A 15,964-nucleotide genomic window follows, 5' to 3' on the forward strand; every position below is an offset into this window, starting at 1 on the left:
TCCGCCTCGGAGAACCCCGCCGGCCAGGCGAACCGCTACCGTTCGCCTTCACCTGATCCGGCGCCGGTCTCGTCGACGGTCAGGACGGAGCGGTCGAGGGCGCCGGCGCGGTAGGCGGCGGCGCCGATCGTCTGGGCGGCGACGGGCGCGGTGATCAGCTGGAAGACCGCGACCAGCAGCAGCGGCGCGGCGGCCGCGACGGACTCCGCCTGCGGCGCCGCGCCCGCGAGGACGAGCAGCAGCCCGATCGTCTGCGGCTTCGTCGCGGCGTGCAGCCGGGTGAGCAGGTCGGGGAACCGCAGCACGCCGAGCGCGCCCACCGCGCAGAAGGCGGCGCCCGCGGGCATCAGCACGGCGATGGCGACGTCGCCGGCGTTCACGAGTCCCCCTCCCGCCGCGCCGCGAGCCGGGCGGCGGTGACCGACCCGACGAACCCCAGCAGCACGAAGGCCACCAGGATCGTGGCCTGCGCGGGCTCCCCCCACACGGCCGAGTGCACCGCGATGCCGCTGACCAGCAGGACCGCCAGGACGTCCACGGCCATGATCCGGTCGAAGGAGGTCGGGCCGCGGACGAGCCGCGCGGCGGTCATCAGGATCGCCGCGCCCAGCAGGGCCATGGTGAGGGTGTAGACGACGGTCAACGCGGTTCCTCCTCCGCTGTGTCCTCCGGTGTCACGAGGGCCTGCATCAGCCTGTGCTCCGTCCGGAGCACGCCGTCCCGGGCGGCGTCGGCCTCCCGCCGGTCGCGGACCGGCATGCAGTGGATGCGCAGGACCGACCGGTCCCAGTCGAGGTCGACGAGCAGGGTGCCGGGGCGCAGCGAGATGCTCGTCGTGACCGCGAGCAGGACGAGCTCCGAGCGCGTCCGGGCCCTCACCTCGATGACGGCGCCCCTGGCCCGGCGCGGTGCGCGCAGGGCGTGCCACCCGATGACGAGGCTCGACACGAGCAGGTCCCACGCGAGCTCCGCGCCGGCCTCGGCGAGGCGGAGCGGCCGGATCCGCCTGACGAGCGGGACGGCGGGCAGCCTGCTGGCCGCGTAGGCGATGACCACGGCGATGACGCCGCCGACGACGATCAGGGCGTCGACCCGTCCCCACAGCAGCACCCAGACCGCGAGCAGCCACGCCGTCATGCCCAGCCGGGCGCCGACCCTGCGGAGCGTGTGGTTCACGGCGTCCTCCCGTCCAGCACGGCGTGCCGGTAGGCGGTGGGCTCCACCAGGTCGGCCGCGGCGCGGGCACTCCATGCCGACAGCGGACCGGCGAACAGGGCGATGAGGAGCCCGCCCGCGACCATCAGTGCGGTCACCGCCTGCATGGCCCGCACCCCGCCGCGCGTGTAGGGCTCGGCGGCGGGCGGCTCCCCCGCCTCCTCCGGGCGGGGGCGCCAGAACCCGAGGGCCCAGATCCGCGCCATCGCCATGAGCGTGAGGAGGCTCGCGAGCACCGCGAACCCCGTGACGGCGTACGCCAGCGGCCGTCCCGACCCGAGGCCCGCCTGGAACAGCGCGAGCTTCGCGACGAACCCGGAGGTCGGCGGCACCCCGCTCACGCTCATGGCGGGGATGAAGAACAGCACGGCGATGAAGGCCGACAGGCGCGCGATGCCGCCGAGGCGGTGCAGGGAGATCTCCCCCGTGCGCGCCTGTATCAGGTCGCTGACCAGGAACAGCGTCGCCTGCACCACGATGTGGTGGACGAGGTAGAGGATCGCCCCGGTGAGCCCGGCGACGCTGAACAGCGCGAGGCCGAAGAGCATGTAGCCGATGTGGCCGACGAGGGTGAACGAGAACACCCGGTGGATGTCGTCGTTCGCCAGCGCGCCGAGCGTGCCCACGACCATCGTCGCGGCGGCGAGGAGGAGCATCACCCACGACCCGTGCTCGCGGGGGAACACCAGCGTCTGGACGCGGATGAGCGAGTACACCGCGGCCTTGGTCAGCAGCGCGGCGAACACGGCGGTGACCTTGGTGAGGGCGGCCGGGTAGCTGTCGGGCAGCCACAGGTGCATCGGCACGATCGCGCCCTTGATCCCGAACACCACGAGGAACAGCAGCCCGAGCGCCGTGCGGGTGCCCGCCGGCAGGTGCGGGACGCGCTCGGACAGGTCGGCGAGGTTCACCGTCCCCGCCGCCGCGTAGGTCAGGCCGAGCGCGGTGAGGAACATGATGGACGACGTGAGGCTGACGACCGTGTAGGTCATGCTCGCCCGGAGGCGCGCGGCGGTCGGCTGGAGGGTCATCAGCACGTAGCTCGACGCGAGCATCACCTCGAACGCGACGAACAGGTTGAACAGGTCCCCGGCCAGGAAGACCAGGCAGACCCCGCCGGTCAGCGCGAGGTAGGCGGGATGGAACACCCCCGGCTCGCTCCGGCGCTCCAGCGCGCCCGCGCCCTCCGCCACCGCGTGCAGCATGATCGCCAGCAGCACGGTGCTGGACACCACGAGCAGCAGCGCCGACAGCCGGTCGGCGACGAGCGTGATCCCGAGCGGGGCCGCCCAGCCCCCGGCCTGCACCGCGACGACCCCGTCCCGCGCCACCGCGACCAGCACCGCCACGGCGGCCGCCACCACGCCCGCCCCGACGAGCGGCGCGAGGATCCGCAGCCAGGACCGGCGCTGGCGGCTGGCCATCGCGAGCGCCGCCCCGAGCAGCGGCAGCGCGAACGGCATGGGGAGCAGGACGTTCATCCGCTCTCGTCCTCCTCCAGCGGGTCGCGCCGCTCCGGCGGTTCGTCCCAGGACGCGCGGATGTGCTCGGCGCAGATCCGGCGGTCCTCCACGTCGTCCTGCACCTCGTCCTCGCCGAGCAGCCGCCGGCTCCGGTAGGCCAGCGCCAGCAGGAACGCCGTGACGCCGAACGTGATCACGATGGCGGTGAGCGCCATGGCCTGCGGCAGCGGGTCGGACATCGCCCGGTCCGCCTTCGCGCCGAGCAGCGGCGGCGCCCCGGCGGCCCCGCCCGCCAGCAGCAGGACGAGGTTGGCGCCGTGCCCGAGGAGCATGAAGCCGACCACGACGCGGATGAGGGACCGCTGCATCAGCAGGTCGAACCCGGCGGCGAACAGCACGGCGACGGTCAGCACGAGGACGAGCGCGGGACCGGTCATGCCGTCTCCTCCTCTTCGTCGTCTTCATCCGGTTCGTCCTCCAGGCTCGCCCCGAGCGTGGAGAGGATCGTCAGGACCAGCCCGAGCACCAGCAGGTAGACCCCGATGTCGAAGAACAGGCTGGTGGGCAGCTTCACCTCGCCGAGGACCGGCAGCGAGGCGCTCCAGACCTCGCCCTGGAGGAACTGCCCGTGCGGGAACCCGCCGTCCGCCCACCCGGCCGCGCCGGTCGCGACCGCGAGGCCCAGCCCGCCGCCGAGCAGGACGCTCGGCCGCACCGGCAGCGCGCTCGCCAGTTCCCGGCGGCCGCCCGGCAGGTAGCGCAGGGCGAACGCCATGCCCGCCACGAGCCCGCCCACGAACCCGCCGCCCGGGCGGTTGTGGCCCGCGATCAGCAGGTAGAGGGAGAACACCAGGACGGTCGGGCCGATCAGCCGCGCCGCCGCCTCCAGGACGACCGAGGAACCGCCCAGCGGCGGCCGCCCCGGCGCCGCGAGCCAGCGGCTCCCCGGCTCGCCGGGCCCGCGCCCCCCGCCGGTCGGGCTCGGCAGCCGCCGTCCGCTCGTCACCAGGCCGACGACGCCCATCGCCGCGACGCCCAGCACCGCGATCTCGCCGAGGGTGTCCAGCGCCCGCATCTCGACGAGGATCGCGTTCACGATGTTCTCGGCCCCCTCCTCGGCCGCGAGAGGGGCGTACCCGGCGCCGACCGGCCGGGTGTTCCGGCTCAGCGCCGCCACCACCAGGAACAGCGCGACGAACCCGCCCAGGCACGCGCTGATCGCTCCCCCCGCGGCCCTGGCAGGCCCCGTGCGGCGCCGCGGCGGGTACCGCACCGGCAGCCGCCGCAGCACCAGCACCAGCATGATCAACGAGAGGGTCTCCACGACGAAGAGCGTCAGCGCGAGGTCGAGCCCGCCCTGCGCCACGAACAGCCCGCCGATCGCGTAGCCCGTCCCGGCGAGCAGCAGCGCGGCCGTGAGCCTGCGGCGGGCCCGCCGCGCCGCGAGCGCGCACCCGATCACGACGACGGCGAGGACGACCTGCGCGGGATCGTCCCACGCCCGGAACCGGTCCACCGGCATGCCGGGGCCCGTCCCGCGGACCAGCCCGGCCACCAGCGCCGAGCCGGGCACCACCAGCACCGTCGCCCCGATCACGCCGAGGTAGACGGGCAGCGAGCCGATCTGCACGCGCGCGGTGAGCGCGTGCGCCCCGGCGAGGACCCCCTCGACCGCGCCGTCGTAGCCGCGCTGCGCGTCCAGGAACCGCCACCGCGCCCGCCCGACGGGGAACGTCCGCCCGAACAGGACGAACACCACGACGCCCAGCACGAGCGCGAGCATGGACAGGGCGATCGGCAGCGCGAGCCCGTGCCACAGAGCGAGCTTGTACTCGCCGTCCCCCGGCAGCGTGTCCGCGTACGGCCCGACGAGCTTCTGCATCACCCCGGGGACGACGCCCAAGGCGAATCCGGCCGCGGCGAGGACCACGACGGGCCCCACCAATCCCCAGCGCTCCTTGGGCGACACCTCAGCCTGACCGGCGAAGGCACCGAACAAGAACCGGATCCCGTAGGCCACGGTCAGCGTGGACCCGGCCACCACCCCCACGAGGACGACGACGGCCCAGCCCCCATGCGCGAAGGCCTCCACGGCGGCCTCTTTAGCCACGAACCCCAGGAAGGGCGGCAGCCCGATCATGGACGCCGTGGCCGCCGCCGCCGCGACCGCCAGCACCGGCAGCCGTCCCCACGCCCCCGAGAGCCGGTCGGCGCGGCGCGTGCCCGTCTCGTGCTCAAGCGCGCCGACCGTCAGGAACAGCGGTGCCTTGAACAGACCGTGGGCCAGGAGCAACGCGGTGCCCGCCAGCGCCGCGATCCGCGTCCCGTCCCCCAGCAGGACCATGAGGAAGCCCAGCTGGCTGATCGTCCCGTAGGCGAGCAGTCGCTTCAGGTCATGCTGCCGCAGCGCGAGGACCCCGCCCGTCAGCAGGCTCAGCAGCCCCACGCTCAGCACCAGCGGGCGCCAGACCCCGGCGCCCGCGAACGCGGGCGTCAGCCGCGCCACCAGGTAGACGCCGGCCTTCACCATGGCCGCGGCGTGCAGATAGGCACTGACCGGAGTGGGCGCCACCATCGCGGCGGGAAGCCACGCGTGCAGCGGCACCTGCGCCGACTTGGCGAACGCGCCGAGCAGCACCAGCACCACCCCCGCCGTCGCGAGGCCGCCGCCCGGCGGGTCGGCCACGATCGCGGAGATCCGGTACGTCCCGGCGGTCTGCCCGACCAGCACGAACCCGGCGAGCATGACCAGCCCGAACGCGGTCGTCATGAGAAGCGCCTGCGCGGCCGCCCGCCGGTCCTCCGCCCGCTCGGGCCGCGGCGCGCCGATGAGGACGAACGAGCTGAGGGTGGTCAGCTCCCAGAACACGTACAGGACGAGCAGGTTGTCGGACAGCACCAGCCCCGTCATCGCTCCCGCGAACGCGACGAGCGTCCCGACCATCAGCCTCTCGGAACGCTCGAAGTACCACCCCGCGTAGCACAGGACGACGGCCCCGACCCCGCCGATCAGCAGCAGCATGACGATGGACAGCGCGTCCAGCCGGAAGTCGAACACCAGCCCCAGATCCGGCGCCCAGTCCAACCGCGCCGTGAGCGGCCCCCGCCCGACCTGCGCGGCGGCCCACCCGGCCGTCACCGCCGGCAGGACCGCCGCCGCACACGCCATCAGGCGCCGACGCCGCCCGAGCGCCCAGGGCACCGCGACCGCGACGACGGCATAGGCGAGAACCAGCGCGAGCATGCCGCCGCAGCCCCCCTCCGCAAGGCACGTCGCCTCCCACCTACCCGATCAACACCCCCGAAACGACCATCCCGCCGTATGCGAACCCCGCGCGGCCCCCAACAGCACCGACACACAAAAGAGCGCCCGACCCGCCCACGGGCCAGGCGCTCCAACACCGAGCGAGGGGACGTCAGCGCTTCAACTCAGCGATCGAACCCCCGGAGTTCCCCGGCCACCGGTGGACGTCACGACGCCGAAGGCTTGGCTCTGAGGCCGTCCAGCATTACGCGGGTGACGGCGTCGCCAGGCTGGGCGCCAGGGCGGCAGACGGCGGTGCTGAGGATCTCGACGGCCTCGGCGGGGCTGATGTCGTCGCGCATCGCGCCCGCTTCCTGCACCTCCTTGACGAACTCCAGGAAAAGGCCGTCGACCTCGTCCTGCAAGGCGAGCCGCTCCTTCGGAGCATCGCCGTCCGCGACGGACTTCACGAGCGCGAACGGCTGGCCGGCGCAGAAGGCCACCAGCTCGGTCAGCGCGTCCCAGCGCGGGATCTCCTGCTCCCGAAGCCGCCGTATCTCCGATCCAAGGCGCCGGAGCGCACTGCTCGCGATCTCCTCGACGAGCGCTCGCCGGTCCGGGAAGTGCCGGTAGAGGGTGCCCACGCCAAGGTCGGCGGCCCGTGCGATCTCCTCCATGCTGACGCCGGGCCCCCGCTCGACGAACAGGTCGAGGGCGCAGGTGACGATCCGCTCGCGGTTGCGCTTCGCGTCGGCCCGCATCGTGTCACTCCCAGAGGTAACCGGAACAAGGGATTCAGGTTATCCTGCCCAAGCAGAACCGGAAGATCCGATTCACCTTTGGAGCGGCTCATGCGCATCGGACTGTTCGCCATCGCCGGAGCGGCGCCCCTGGACGACCTCGTCGCCCAGGTCCGCCTCGCCCGGGACACCGGCCTCGACAGCGTCTTCTTCGGGCACACGGCGTCCTGGGACGCCCTCATGACCGCGGCGGTCGCCGGACGCGAGGTCCCCGGCATCGAGGTGGGCACCGCGATCGTCCCGACCTACCCGCGCCATCCCCTCGCGCTGGCGAGCCAGGCGCTCACCGCGCAGGCGATGACGGGCGGCCGCTTCACCCTTGGCATCGGGCCGAGCCACCCGCAGGTCATCGAGGGCTTGCACGGCATCGCCTACGAGCGCCCGGTGCGGCACGTCCGCGAATACCTGTCCGCGCTGCGTCCGCTGCTGCGCGGCGAGGAGGTCGACCACCACGGCGAGACATTGACCGCGGTAGGCACTCTCGACGCACCCGGCGCCACCCCGCCCCCGGTGATCGTGTCGGCGTTGGGCCCGGCCATGCTGCGGGCGGCGGGAGAACTCGCCGACGGCACCGTGACGACCTGGGTGGGCGCCGACACGATCGCCGACCACATCGTCCCGTCGATCACCAAGGCCGCCGAGGCCGCGGGACGCCCCGCACCGCGCGTGCTCGCAGGCGTCATCGTGGCCCTCACCAACGACCCGGACGGCGTCCGCCGCGACCTGGCCGACCGCTTCGGCCCCGCGTCGGACTTCCCCGCCTACCGGGCGGTCCTCGACCGCCAGGGCCTGACCGGCGTCCACGAGACGGTGATCGTAGGAGACGAGGAAACGGTCGCCCGCCACCTGCGCCGCTTTGAAGACGCCGGCGCCACGGACCTACTCATCAGCCCCTACGGCGACCCGGCCCGCCTATTGAAATTCGCCGCCGCCCTACGCTGACCGGCTCCCGCCCCCGCCGCCTGCCGGTCCGGCCGCACGCCGCCCGAGGATCCAGCGCAGCCGGCCGGCCTGCCGGGCGCCGAGCACCGGCTCGGCCGTGTCGATCAGCTTTCCGAGGTGTAGCGCCGTTTCCTCGGACGGCATGCGGAACGCGGTGACGGCACTGCGGCGCGACCAGTCGATCAGGTCGTCGCGAGCCCGGGCGCCGAGTTCCGCGTCGCGGGCGGCCAGCAGGTGGAGGTCGGCATGGACGCGGGTCCAGGTGTCCATGCCGCAGAGCTGCTCGTAAGCCCCCACGCGAACGTGCGGCGGTGAATCGGCGGCCAGCAGGGCCCACAGGCGCGGGGCCGGCACCGCACCGGGCTCGCCGCGCAGTCCCCGCCTGACCGCTCGGACGACCACCGGGGCGGGATCGGCGAGCATGCCGACGATCGGGGCGGCGGGGCCGCCCAGGCGCCGGACGGCCCGCACCGCTTCGGCCCGCACCCGGGGCCTCGGGTCCTCCAGGAAGGGCAGTAGCACATCCACGTCCTGACGCGTGCCGCATTCCCCGAGCCCGGCGACCAGTGCGCGGACCCGGCCAGGTGCCCGATCCGAGGCCAAGGCGTCGCGGTAGATCACGGCGGGATCGCGTCCGGCGCGGCGGGCGGCCCACTGCGCGGTGGCGCGCATCATCGCCGACCGATCCGCCAGGTGGGCCACACCCGCGTCGGGACGGCCGAGTTCCACGAGTGCGGTGAGCGCCGCGACGCCGGCCCTTGCGCCTCCTTCTCCCAGCAGCCGCTCCAGCCCGTCAACACGCCGGCACCGGAGGGCATCGGACACCAGCCACTCCGCACAAAGCATCTGGCAGACCACATCCTGCTCGTCCAAAGCAGCGAGCAGGACCTCCTCGTGCCGGGGACGGTCCGATGCCAGCCACGACCGGTACGCCAGCCGCCGCACCCCGACATCATGGTGCCCCCGAACCGACGCCAGCACTTCGTCCGGCGCCGCGCGCAGCGCCCCGGCGACGGCCTCCAGAGCATGTCCGCCGCGCTCCCACGATTCGATCGCCACCGCCACACCGGCTGCCGCCACCAACGCGGCGGTATCCGCCGACCGCAACGCAGCGGCCAATGACCCGCGCGCGACCTCGCGCACCTGCGGCGCCCAATCGGCGGTCCGCAGCACCAGGGCGGGCAGCAGCACCTCATCGGCGCCCACTACCGGGTCCGCGACGGCCGACTCCCGGCGGCGGCCGTCCGGGGAGCAGGCCGCCACCAGCCGCGAAAGCCGCCCGTCCCTGGGCAGCCCGTCCTCCGCCTCGGCAGGGCTCTCCCTGTACACCACCTCGGGAGAGCGCAACGCCCGGTCGAGCCCGATCCAGGTCGCCGCGGATGCGACCTCCAACATCCCCGCGACCTCGTCCGAGGGCCCCCGACCGGCGGCCGCATCGGCGACCCGCATCGCCAGCCAGGTGCAGCCCCGGGCGTGAAAGTCGCGAACGACGCGGATCGGCCCGACCAGATGAGCGTTGAACTCCTCCAGTTCCTCGGCCGGCACCCACAGCTCCAGGATGCTCCGCCCGCCGACCTGCCGGACGGGGTAGCGGCGCGCGAAGTCCGCGTCCAGCTCGAACCGCGTCACGAACCCGGCGCCCGACGCCGCCACGTTCCAGTCCCGCGCGATCTTCACCGCGTACGCCTCGTTCAGCACCGGATAGAAGATCGGCTGATCCGGCAGCCGAGGCGGCCAGGCCCGCCATTCCGACGCACGCACCAGCACCAGCTCCGCCGGGCCGACCGGCCGCCACAACGTCACCGTCGCCCGCCCGCCCGCACGCACCCCACCCCGGTCGTCGATCACGGACCCGAGTCTGGCCGCCCCACCAAACGGCGACAACCAGATATCCCTCCCGTGCGTCCCCGGCCAACTGACGGTCTTCTCGGCCGCCTCGTCAACGGTCGACATCATCGACCTGAAGTCGATGCAGCCCCTCAACCGACTGGACATCGCCAAGCAAGGCGAACCCGGCGCCCACGGTCTGGCCTACATCCCCAGACATCCCGATGGAACCCGCTGCACCGGGCCGCAGACCTTCGGTCAATCCCCAGGGTTGTTCCAAGACCCTCACCGCGAGGTGGAATGGCGGTCTGGGCTGGGTATCGCAAGACAGGAAAATCTACCGGGGGCATTTCGAACACGATTCCGGGCTCAAACCGGGGATAAGCAAGAGGTTCCGGGGACGCAACCAGCGACGAGCCAGAACACATTCGAAAGCCGCAACCGGGAGCCGACGAGCGAAGCTCCCCACCGGGGGTTCCGGGGGGCGCCCCCCGGGCTGGCACGGCGGGCCCCGGCGAAGGCGAGCAAAGCTCAACGAGCAGGGGACCCCGCCTCGGCTCCCGCGATTGGACTCGAACCGGCCGCCCCAGCAGAAGGGTGCGCTGTGACTGTCGCCAGCACAGCCTTGAAGCCACGTGCGTGTCCACTTGAGTCCAAGCGCGTCCATCCCGCTTGATACTCACTTCGGTACTCGCGAAAGCCTCTGCAGGCCCACACTCCCCCCAAGCGCCGAACCCTTAGAACGGAAAGTGTGCCGTGTGGATTATTCGACCTTTAGTATCTTGAATTACAATACTGCGTTCCGCCAGGGAGGCAGTCTTCGAAAGGTCAATATCTTTCGAAGTAAAGTTGGCACGTGGCGGATCGGAAATGACATTAATTACATCATCGTGGAAGTTGATGCGGAACTCCCTAAAGCCGACCTTTCCAAGTTCGACAACAATTTGATCGGTAATACTCTCCCGTCGATTAGCAATATCCTCCCGCTCTTGCCTAGACACCCGACTAAGGGTCTTGATATCCGAAATATTTGCTGCAATACCTACTTGACTGTTGCTTACCAGCGACTCGAGATCTACAAGTCGGCGCTCTTGCTGGCGAACCAACACTAGGATCTCTGCCAAGATCTCCGAGTCAGACCTACTGGCCTTCATCGGTCGCTGACTCTGCTCTCTCACTCCTCGCAGCGAACTGTCGAGATCCTCCCAGTTACGTTCAAACGCCCTTTCCAAGCGTTCAACGCTTATGGAGTTTGCCCCAAGTGCTTCATTTATGTCGAAAATAAGTTTTTTGACATCTTCTTTCGAGTTGCTGCGAGTTGCTTGAAATTGAGCCAATGGGCCACTGAGATCTTGAACGTTTATATCCAACAAGAAAGGCACGACATAGGACCCTTCAACTATCTTGGACAGGGCGCCCGCCTCAAAGTTGATCCACTTTGCATCTTGATTGTCCGAAGTGATGCAGACTATTCCGAAATCGCTTCCTTTTAGTTCATCCGCCAACTCCTTGAGACCTCGACTTCCTTTTGCTATGTCCTGAGAAGAAACCCAGGGCTCTATTGCCTGGATCACGTCCGGCAGCCAGGTTTTGAGTACCTCTGCAACGGCTTTTGATTTGTCGCCCGACCAACTCAGAAAGACCTTCACTGTTCCTCCTCTACGCCACCCAATGCTCTACCGTAAGACTATCTCATCAAGGGCCGTTCGCCCGACAGTTGGAGATTTATCCCGCTATGCGTGGATTGGAAAAGTCTCCAGCGCAGGTAGATGTACTAACAGCGTGCCCTCTGGCCTGTATAGGGGACGCTACGGTCGTCGAGGAGCCCAGCCGCCGCCTTGATGGGTAAAGCGACTGCCGACAGCCGAATCGGGAGCAGTCAAACTAAACCAAAAAAACCCGCGGAAAGATCGCTCCCCAGATTGGGCCAACAAGTTCCTCTCCGACTAGCAGAGGAACGAGAGATCTTACGCGGCGCCCTTTAGCTCGCGCGTACGGACTCATGGGGCGGGACGAATCGACCGTCACGAACGCGCGCAGCCTCGCCGAGCATCACATCACCCCGCAACTGGGGCACCTGACCGTCCGGGAACTCACCGCCGACGACTGTGAACGCTGGCTGGAAGGCCGTGCCGAGGTGCTCGCGACGAAGTCGCTTCGCGAAGTCCGGTCGGTGCTCAAGCGGTCCATTGATCGAGTGATGCGGCGTGACGAGCGCGTGACCCGGAACGTCGTCCAGCTCTGCGAAGTGCCGACCGGGAAGCGCGCCGGCCGCCCGTCCAAAGCGCTGGACTTCGCCCATGCAATGCAGGTGCTCGCCTCCGCTGAGCGTGCGCAGTCGGACATACGGCAGTACGTCATCCTCGCGTTGCTCACCGGCGCGCGGACGGAGGAGCTTCGGAAGCTCACGTGGTCACATGTCGTCGCCTACGACAAGGGCCGCGGGCAGTGGCGTCCGGTGCATGAAGCAGGGTGGGTACACGAGGAGTTCGCCGTCTACGTCTGGCGGTCCGTCCGAGCGCGCGGCGACACGAAGACCAAGAAGTCCCGCCGCACGCTCAAACTCCCCCGCCGCTGCGTGGTGGCCCTACGGGACCTCTGGGCGAGTCTCCCCCAGCCACTCGATCCCGAGGCGCTGCTGTTCCCCGGCGAGGCCGGCGCCGTGCGAGGGGCGATGACCGTGCTGCGAGCCTTCCGCCGCGAGGTCATGGCGCCGGCGGGGCTGGACCCGGACGCCTGGACGCCGCGCGAGCTGCGGCACAGCTTCGTCTCCCTGCTGTCGGACAGCGGGATGCCGCTGGACAAGATCGCCCTACTGGTGGGCCACAGCGGAACGCAGGTCACTGAGAAGGTGTACCGGCAGCAGATCCGGCCCGTGATCCAGGACGGCGCGCAGGCCATGGATCTGATCTTCCCGAACCCCAACTAGGTGTACTGCCCAGGGACGTTGGTCAATCTGGTGATGGGTGGTTTGCCGCCGGTTGCGGTGTGGGGCCGGTGGTGATTGTAGAAGTGCAGCCATGCTGGGAGGGCTTTGCGGCGGGCTTGTTCGGAGCTGTAGAAGCGGCCCAGTGCCCAGCCGTCGGCCAGGGTGCGGTGGAAGCGTTCGACCTTCCCGTTGGTCTGTGGACGGTAGGGGCGGGTCTTTTTGGGTCGAATGCCCAACTCGATGCAGGCGTCGCGCCAGGCGTGGGATTTGTAGGCCGAGCCGTTGTCGCTGAGCACCCGTTCGATGGTGACGCCGCGGGCGGCGAACCAGGCGACGGCGTTGCCGAGTATTCCGATGGCGGTGGCGGCGGTTTCGTCGTCGTGGATCTCGGCGTAGGCGAGGCGGGTGTGGTCGTCGATGACGGTGTGCACGAACGCGGTGCCGACCCGCGGTTCGTAGCGGGTGTTGCGGGCACCGGTGCGGCGGGCGGTGGCCTCGCGGTTGCGTTCGCCCTGGAGGCGGCCGACGAACCGCCAGCCGCCGCCGTCGGGGATGTTGCCGAGTTTCTTGACGTCCACGTGCAGCATCGCGCCGGGCCGGTCGTGTTCGTAGCGGCGGATCGCTTCGCCGGTGGCGCGGTCGATGTGCGAGAGCCGGTTGAGGCGGCACCTGGTCAGCACGGCGTGGACGGTCGAGGCCGGCATGCCCAGCCGTCCGGCGATCTGCACCGGGCCCAGCCGCTGCTTCCACCGCAGGTGCACGATCTTGCGGACCACCGGCTGCGGGGTGCGGGACGGGCTGTGACGCGGCCGAGAGGACCGGTCGGCCATGCCGACCGCGCCCTGGGCCCGGTACCTCTCGGCCCAGCGTTTGGCAGTCGACCAGGACACCTCATAGCGCTCGGCCGCCCGCGCGACGGGCCAGCCCTCATCGACGACCAGACGCGCCAGCCGAAGACGCCCGCGAGGGGTCAGGGCAGCGTTAGCGTGGGACACGAAGGCCTCCTGTTGGCGGAGCGGTTCCTAGACAGCTCCACTCCACAACCGGAGGCCTTCACCCTTCACGCACATTCACACCGTGTCGTCACACAACCTCAACCAACCTGCCTGGGCAGTACAACTAGGGCGTCTGGTACTCGGTTCGGTACTCACTAGACGGGTCAGGCCCGCTTCCCTCGGTGGGAGCGGGCCTGATCTGGTGTAACGCGGAGGTAAGGAAGCTCCCGCGATTGGACTCGAACCAATAACCTGCCGGTTAACAGCCGGCTGCTCTGCCGATTGAGCTACGCGGGATCGTGCGTCCGCCGGGGTCTGTCGGCCCCTGGCGGCGCGTCTAGGTTAGCGCATGTCCGGGGCTGTTCGCGCACGCGCAGGGGTTGAGGCGCCTAGGGCGGGTATAGGGGGTGTCACGATTCCGCCGTCAGTAGGAGTTGGACATGAAGGCTCGCACGATGTTCATCGCAGGCGCCGCGGTCGGCTACGTCTTCGGGACGAAGGCCGGACGTGAGCGGTACGAGCAGCTCAGGCAGCTGTCCAAGCAGGTCTCGGAGAACCCGAACGTGCAGGAGGCCGCGGGGAAGCTGCGGTCGAAGGGCGAGACGTTCGCCGAGGTCGCGCGTGACAAGGCGGGCCACCTGAAGGACCGCGTGCCCGAGCAGGTGACGGGGGGCCGCAAGGAGGAGCAGCCGTACCCCGGCTAGAGGCCGGTCTGACGGCGCAGCTCTTCGAGGACCTGTTCGGCCTGGGCGCGTAGGCCCGGGTCGGACGGGTCGAGCCCCGCATCGAAGACGAACGTCCAGCGCACATCGCCGCCGGCAGCGGGGCGCCGGCCGGCGATGCGCACCTTGCCGCCCCCGGGCAGGGCCGCCTGGTGGGTGACGGCGATGGTGGCGGTGACGCGCTCCCGGACGGTCTCGGGCACCGAGCCGGGGTCGGTGAGGCGGACGTGGTGCTCGCCGCCGCCGGAGGTCTCCTTGACGTGCAGCCAGCCGTCCTTCCAGGTGGCGTGGTCGACGCGTTCCCAGGGGATGCGGGTGAAGCCGCCGGAGGGGGTCGGCACGTGCAGGGCGAGGACGGTGGCGGTGACGTAGGAGCCGCCGCGGGTGGGGGCCGCCGCGAGGACGCGTTCGCCGCGTTCGAGCGCGAGCGCGTCGCGGACCGCGGCGGGCAGGGGGCCCCGGTGTAGGCGCATGCCCCCACGGTAGGCGATCAGGCGGCCTGGGGGGCGCGGCGGGCCCCGAGGAGGTCGAGGACGAGCGCCGCCGACCAGGCGTAGTCGTGGCTGCCGCGCCCGGTTCCGTCGAACGGGTCGAAGAACTCGCGGAACCCGGACTGGCGGACGAGCCGCATGGTGGAGCCGTAGAGCAGGTCGGCGACGACGGGCAGGCCGTGGCCTAGGGCGCCGTACCAGACGAGCCAGTTGGTGCTGATCCAGGTGGGGCCGCGCCAGTAGCCGGCGCGGTCGAACGCGGGGGCCTGGATGTCGCAGGTGGGTACGGGGTAGCCGGCGGCGCCGGCGAAGCGCGCCGACAGCAGGAGGTCGACGAGGCTCCGGACGACCGGTTCGGGGAGTTCGGGGTCGAGCAGCGGGCCGAACGAGCCGGCGGTGACGACGGGCAGCAGCCGGTCGTCGCGCAGGTCGCGGGCGCGGAAGCAGCCGGTCTCGGCGTCCCAGAGCCGGTCGAGGACGGCGCGGTGGACGCGCTCGGCGCGTTCGCGGTGCGGGACGGGGTCGGCGCCGATGATCTCGGCGATGGCGGCGAGGGCGTGCGTGGAGGCGAGGTAGACGGCGTTGACGAGGGGGTCCTCGACGGCGAACGGGTGCGTGTCGCGGAGGTAGCCGGGCCGGTAGCCCGCGTCCCGCATGAGCGCGACGAGCCGGACGTAGCGGTCGTAGTCCTCGCCGGTCGGCAGGGTGTGGGGGCGCAGGCCGGGTGCGTAGGAGGACGGCGGGAGCGGGAGCGCGCCGAGGGGACGGTCCCAGGCGGGGCTGTTGTCGAGGCCCGACTCCCAGGGGTGGCAGATGGCGATGAGGCCGCTGGAGTCGAGGTCGCGGCAGCGGGCGAGGTAGCCGTGCTGGGCCGTCAGCATCGGGTACAGGCGGGCCAGGAACGCCCGGCTGCCGTCCCTGTCTGCGGCGCACTCGTGCAGGCGGAGGGCGCTGAGGGCGTGCAGCGGCGGCTGGGTGAGGCCGGAGGTGTGGACGCCGCGCGGGGCGCCGGGCTGCCGGTCGCTGCGCCACAGTTCGGGGCCGGGGAAGAAGGCGCGCCGGTCGAGGCTCGTGTTGAACACGATGTGGGGGACCATCCCGTCCGCCCACTGGCCGCGGAACAGGGAGAGCAGCTCGGCCTCGGCCCGGTCGTGCCGGTGGCGGGCGAGGCCCATGCTGATGAAGGCCGAGTCCCAGCTCCACTGGTGCGGGTAGAGGCCGGGCGAGGCGGCGGTGGCGGTGCCCGTCCAGTTCGCGTCGAGGACCCGGGCCGCGGCCTTCCACAGCGCGGTCTCGTCGCCGGTGAGACGGGAGCTCATGTGATCCAGGTGGCCTC

At 70.9% G+C, this 15,964-nt stretch carries 15 protein-coding genes, 1 tRNA gene and 1 pseudogene; 3 read left to right on the plus strand and 14 right to left on the minus strand.

Going from position 1 to position 15,964, the window contains the following annotated elements; genetic code table 11:
- Nucleotides 1-35: 35 nt before the first annotated feature.
- The 7 genes from mnhG to K4S16_RS04880 form a co-directional block, all read right to left on the minus strand.
- Entirely contained in the window at nucleotides 36-380 is a 345-nt protein-coding gene (mnhG, locus tag K4S16_RS04850) for a monovalent cation/H(+) antiporter subunit G (RefSeq protein ID WP_149257532.1), read from the minus strand.
- Nucleotides 377-643 carry a monovalent cation/H+ antiporter complex subunit F gene (locus K4S16_RS04855; protein WP_149257533.1) on the minus strand — a complete coding sequence of 89 codons (267 nt, stop codon included), beginning with the start codon at nucleotides 641-643 and terminating at the stop codon, nucleotides 377-379. Before K4S16_RS04855 ends, mnhG begins: the two co-directional genes overlap by 4 nt.
- The gene (locus tag K4S16_RS04860; protein ID WP_160160849.1) at nucleotides 640-1,176 is read right to left on the minus strand and encodes a Na+/H+ antiporter subunit E; all 537 of its coding nucleotides are present in this window, start codon (nucleotides 1,174-1,176) and stop codon (nucleotides 640-642) included. The genes K4S16_RS04855 and K4S16_RS04860 overlap by 4 nt, the downstream gene beginning before the upstream one ends.
- On the minus strand, nucleotides 1,173-2,696 hold the full coding sequence (locus K4S16_RS04865; protein WP_149257535.1) for a Na+/H+ antiporter subunit D: 1,524 nt from the start codon (nucleotides 2,694-2,696) through the stop codon (nucleotides 1,173-1,175). The genes K4S16_RS04860 and K4S16_RS04865 overlap by 4 nt, the downstream gene beginning before the upstream one ends.
- Nucleotides 2,693-3,115: a Na(+)/H(+) antiporter subunit C gene (locus tag K4S16_RS04870; RefSeq protein ID WP_149257536.1), complete on the minus strand. Its 423-nt coding sequence runs from the start codon at nucleotides 3,113-3,115 to the stop codon at nucleotides 2,693-2,695. Before K4S16_RS04870 ends, K4S16_RS04865 begins: the two co-directional genes overlap by 4 nt.
- Complete coding sequence (gene mbhE, locus K4S16_RS04875; RefSeq protein WP_149257537.1) at nucleotides 3,112-5,922, minus strand: hydrogen gas-evolving membrane-bound hydrogenase subunit E; 2,811 nt, start codon at nucleotides 5,920-5,922, stop codon at nucleotides 3,112-3,114. Before mbhE ends, K4S16_RS04870 begins: the two co-directional genes overlap by 4 nt.
- Nucleotides 5,923-6,149: 227 nt before the next feature.
- On the minus strand, nucleotides 6,150-6,683 hold the full coding sequence (locus tag K4S16_RS04880; RefSeq protein WP_149257538.1) for a TetR/AcrR family transcriptional regulator: 534 nt from the start codon (nucleotides 6,681-6,683) through the stop codon (nucleotides 6,150-6,152).
- A 90-nt stretch (nucleotides 6,684-6,773) separates the two neighbouring features.
- On the opposite strand from K4S16_RS04880, the gene K4S16_RS04885 reads away from it, so the two are divergent.
- Nucleotides 6,774-7,664 carry an LLM class F420-dependent oxidoreductase gene (locus tag K4S16_RS04885; RefSeq protein ID WP_149257539.1) on the plus strand — a complete coding sequence of 297 codons (891 nt, stop codon included), beginning with the start codon at nucleotides 6,774-6,776 and terminating at the stop codon, nucleotides 7,662-7,664.
- Here the strand turns inward: K4S16_RS04885 and K4S16_RS46890 are convergent.
- The 3 genes and pseudogenes from K4S16_RS46890 to K4S16_RS04900 form a co-directional block, all read right to left on the minus strand.
- Nucleotides 7,656-9,113: a HEAT repeat domain-containing protein gene (locus K4S16_RS46890; RefSeq protein ID WP_375708322.1), complete on the minus strand. Its 1,458-nt coding sequence runs from the start codon at nucleotides 9,111-9,113 to the stop codon at nucleotides 7,656-7,658. The two genes, K4S16_RS04885 and K4S16_RS46890, sit on opposite strands and share 9 nt — an antisense overlap.
- Nucleotides 9,114-9,140: 27 nt before the next feature.
- A pseudogene (locus K4S16_RS45540) lies at nucleotides 9,141-9,491 on the minus strand (ADP-ribosylation/crystallin J1); the annotation flags it as partial.
- 737 nt (nucleotides 9,492-10,228) lie between these two features.
- The gene (locus K4S16_RS04900; RefSeq protein ID WP_160160850.1) at nucleotides 10,229-11,140 is read right to left on the minus strand and encodes a TIR domain-containing protein; all 912 of its coding nucleotides are present in this window, start codon (nucleotides 11,138-11,140) and stop codon (nucleotides 10,229-10,231) included.
- Between the two features lie 353 nt (nucleotides 11,141-11,493).
- On the opposite strand from K4S16_RS04900, the gene xerC reads away from it, so the two are divergent.
- A complete protein-coding gene (xerC, locus tag K4S16_RS04905; protein WP_149257542.1) occupies nucleotides 11,494-12,420 on the plus strand; it encodes a tyrosine recombinase XerC in 927 nt (308 codons plus the stop codon).
- On the opposite strand, the gene K4S16_RS04910 is transcribed toward xerC, so the two are convergent.
- The gene (locus tag K4S16_RS04910; RefSeq protein ID WP_149257543.1) at nucleotides 12,417-13,415 is read right to left on the minus strand and encodes an IS481 family transposase; all 999 of its coding nucleotides are present in this window, start codon (nucleotides 13,413-13,415) and stop codon (nucleotides 12,417-12,419) included. The two genes, xerC and K4S16_RS04910, sit on opposite strands and share 4 nt — an antisense overlap.
- A 224-nt stretch (nucleotides 13,416-13,639) precedes the next feature.
- Nucleotides 13,640-13,712: transfer RNA gene (locus tag K4S16_RS04915), tRNA-Asn, on the minus strand.
- 143 nt (nucleotides 13,713-13,855) lie between these two features.
- Between K4S16_RS04915 and K4S16_RS04920 the strand changes: the two genes are divergently transcribed.
- The gene (locus K4S16_RS04920) at nucleotides 13,856-14,119 is read left to right on the plus strand and encodes a YtxH domain-containing protein (protein ID WP_149257544.1); all 264 of its coding nucleotides are present in this window, start codon (nucleotides 13,856-13,858) and stop codon (nucleotides 14,117-14,119) included.
- Here the strand turns inward: K4S16_RS04920 and K4S16_RS04925 are convergent.
- Together K4S16_RS04925 and K4S16_RS04930 are read right to left on the minus strand one after the other, a co-directional pair.
- Nucleotides 14,116-14,610 (minus strand): hypothetical protein, encoded by a 495-nt coding sequence (locus K4S16_RS04925; RefSeq protein ID WP_149257545.1) that lies wholly within the window; start codon nucleotides 14,608-14,610, stop codon nucleotides 14,116-14,118. The two genes, K4S16_RS04920 and K4S16_RS04925, sit on opposite strands and share 4 nt — an antisense overlap.
- A gap of 17 nt (nucleotides 14,611-14,627) precedes the next feature.
- Complete coding sequence (locus tag K4S16_RS04930) at nucleotides 14,628-15,947, minus strand: hypothetical protein (RefSeq protein WP_149257546.1); 1,320 nt, start codon at nucleotides 15,945-15,947, stop codon at nucleotides 14,628-14,630.
- Nucleotides 15,948-15,964 lie beyond the last annotated feature (17 nt).

It is taken from the genome of Actinomadura sp. K4S16, assembly GCF_008327685.1.
GTDB lineage: Bacteria > Actinomycetota > Actinomycetes > Streptosporangiales > Streptosporangiaceae > Spirillospora.

Bases quoted from the DNA above. Each gene is read 5' to 3' on its own strand.
- K4S16_RS04865 (WP_149257535.1), bottom strand. From the start codon at position 2,696: ATGAACGTCCTGCTCCCCATGCCGTTCGCGCTGCCGCTGCTCGGGGCG.
- K4S16_RS04870 (WP_149257536.1), bottom strand. From the start codon at position 3,115: ATGACCGGTCCCGCGCTCGTCCTCGTGCTGACCGTCGCCGTGCTGTTC.
- mbhE (WP_149257537.1), bottom strand. From the start codon at position 5,922: ATGCTCGCGCTGGTTCTCGCCTATGCCGTCGTCGCGGTCGCGGTGCCC.
- K4S16_RS04880 (WP_149257538.1), bottom strand. From the start codon at position 6,683: ATGCGGGCCGACGCGAAGCGCAACCGCGAGCGGATCGTCACCTGCGCC.
- K4S16_RS04885 (WP_149257539.1), top strand. From the start codon at position 6,774: ATGCGCATCGGACTGTTCGCCATCGCCGGAGCGGCGCCCCTGGACGAC.
- K4S16_RS46890 (WP_375708322.1), bottom strand. From the start codon at position 9,113: ATGCGGGTCGCCGATGCGGCCGCCGGTCGGGGGCCCTCGGACGAGGTC.
- xerC (WP_149257542.1), top strand. From the start codon at position 11,494: ATGGGGCGGGACGAATCGACCGTCACGAACGCGCGCAGCCTCGCCGAG.
- K4S16_RS04920 (WP_149257544.1), top strand. From the start codon at position 13,856: ATGAAGGCTCGCACGATGTTCATCGCAGGCGCCGCGGTCGGCTACGTC.
- K4S16_RS04925 (WP_149257545.1), bottom strand. From the start codon at position 14,610: ATGCGCCTACACCGGGGCCCCCTGCCCGCCGCGGTCCGCGACGCGCTC.
- K4S16_RS04930 (WP_149257546.1), bottom strand. From the start codon at position 15,947: ATGAGCTCCCGTCTCACCGGCGACGAGACCGCGCTGTGGAAGGCCGCG.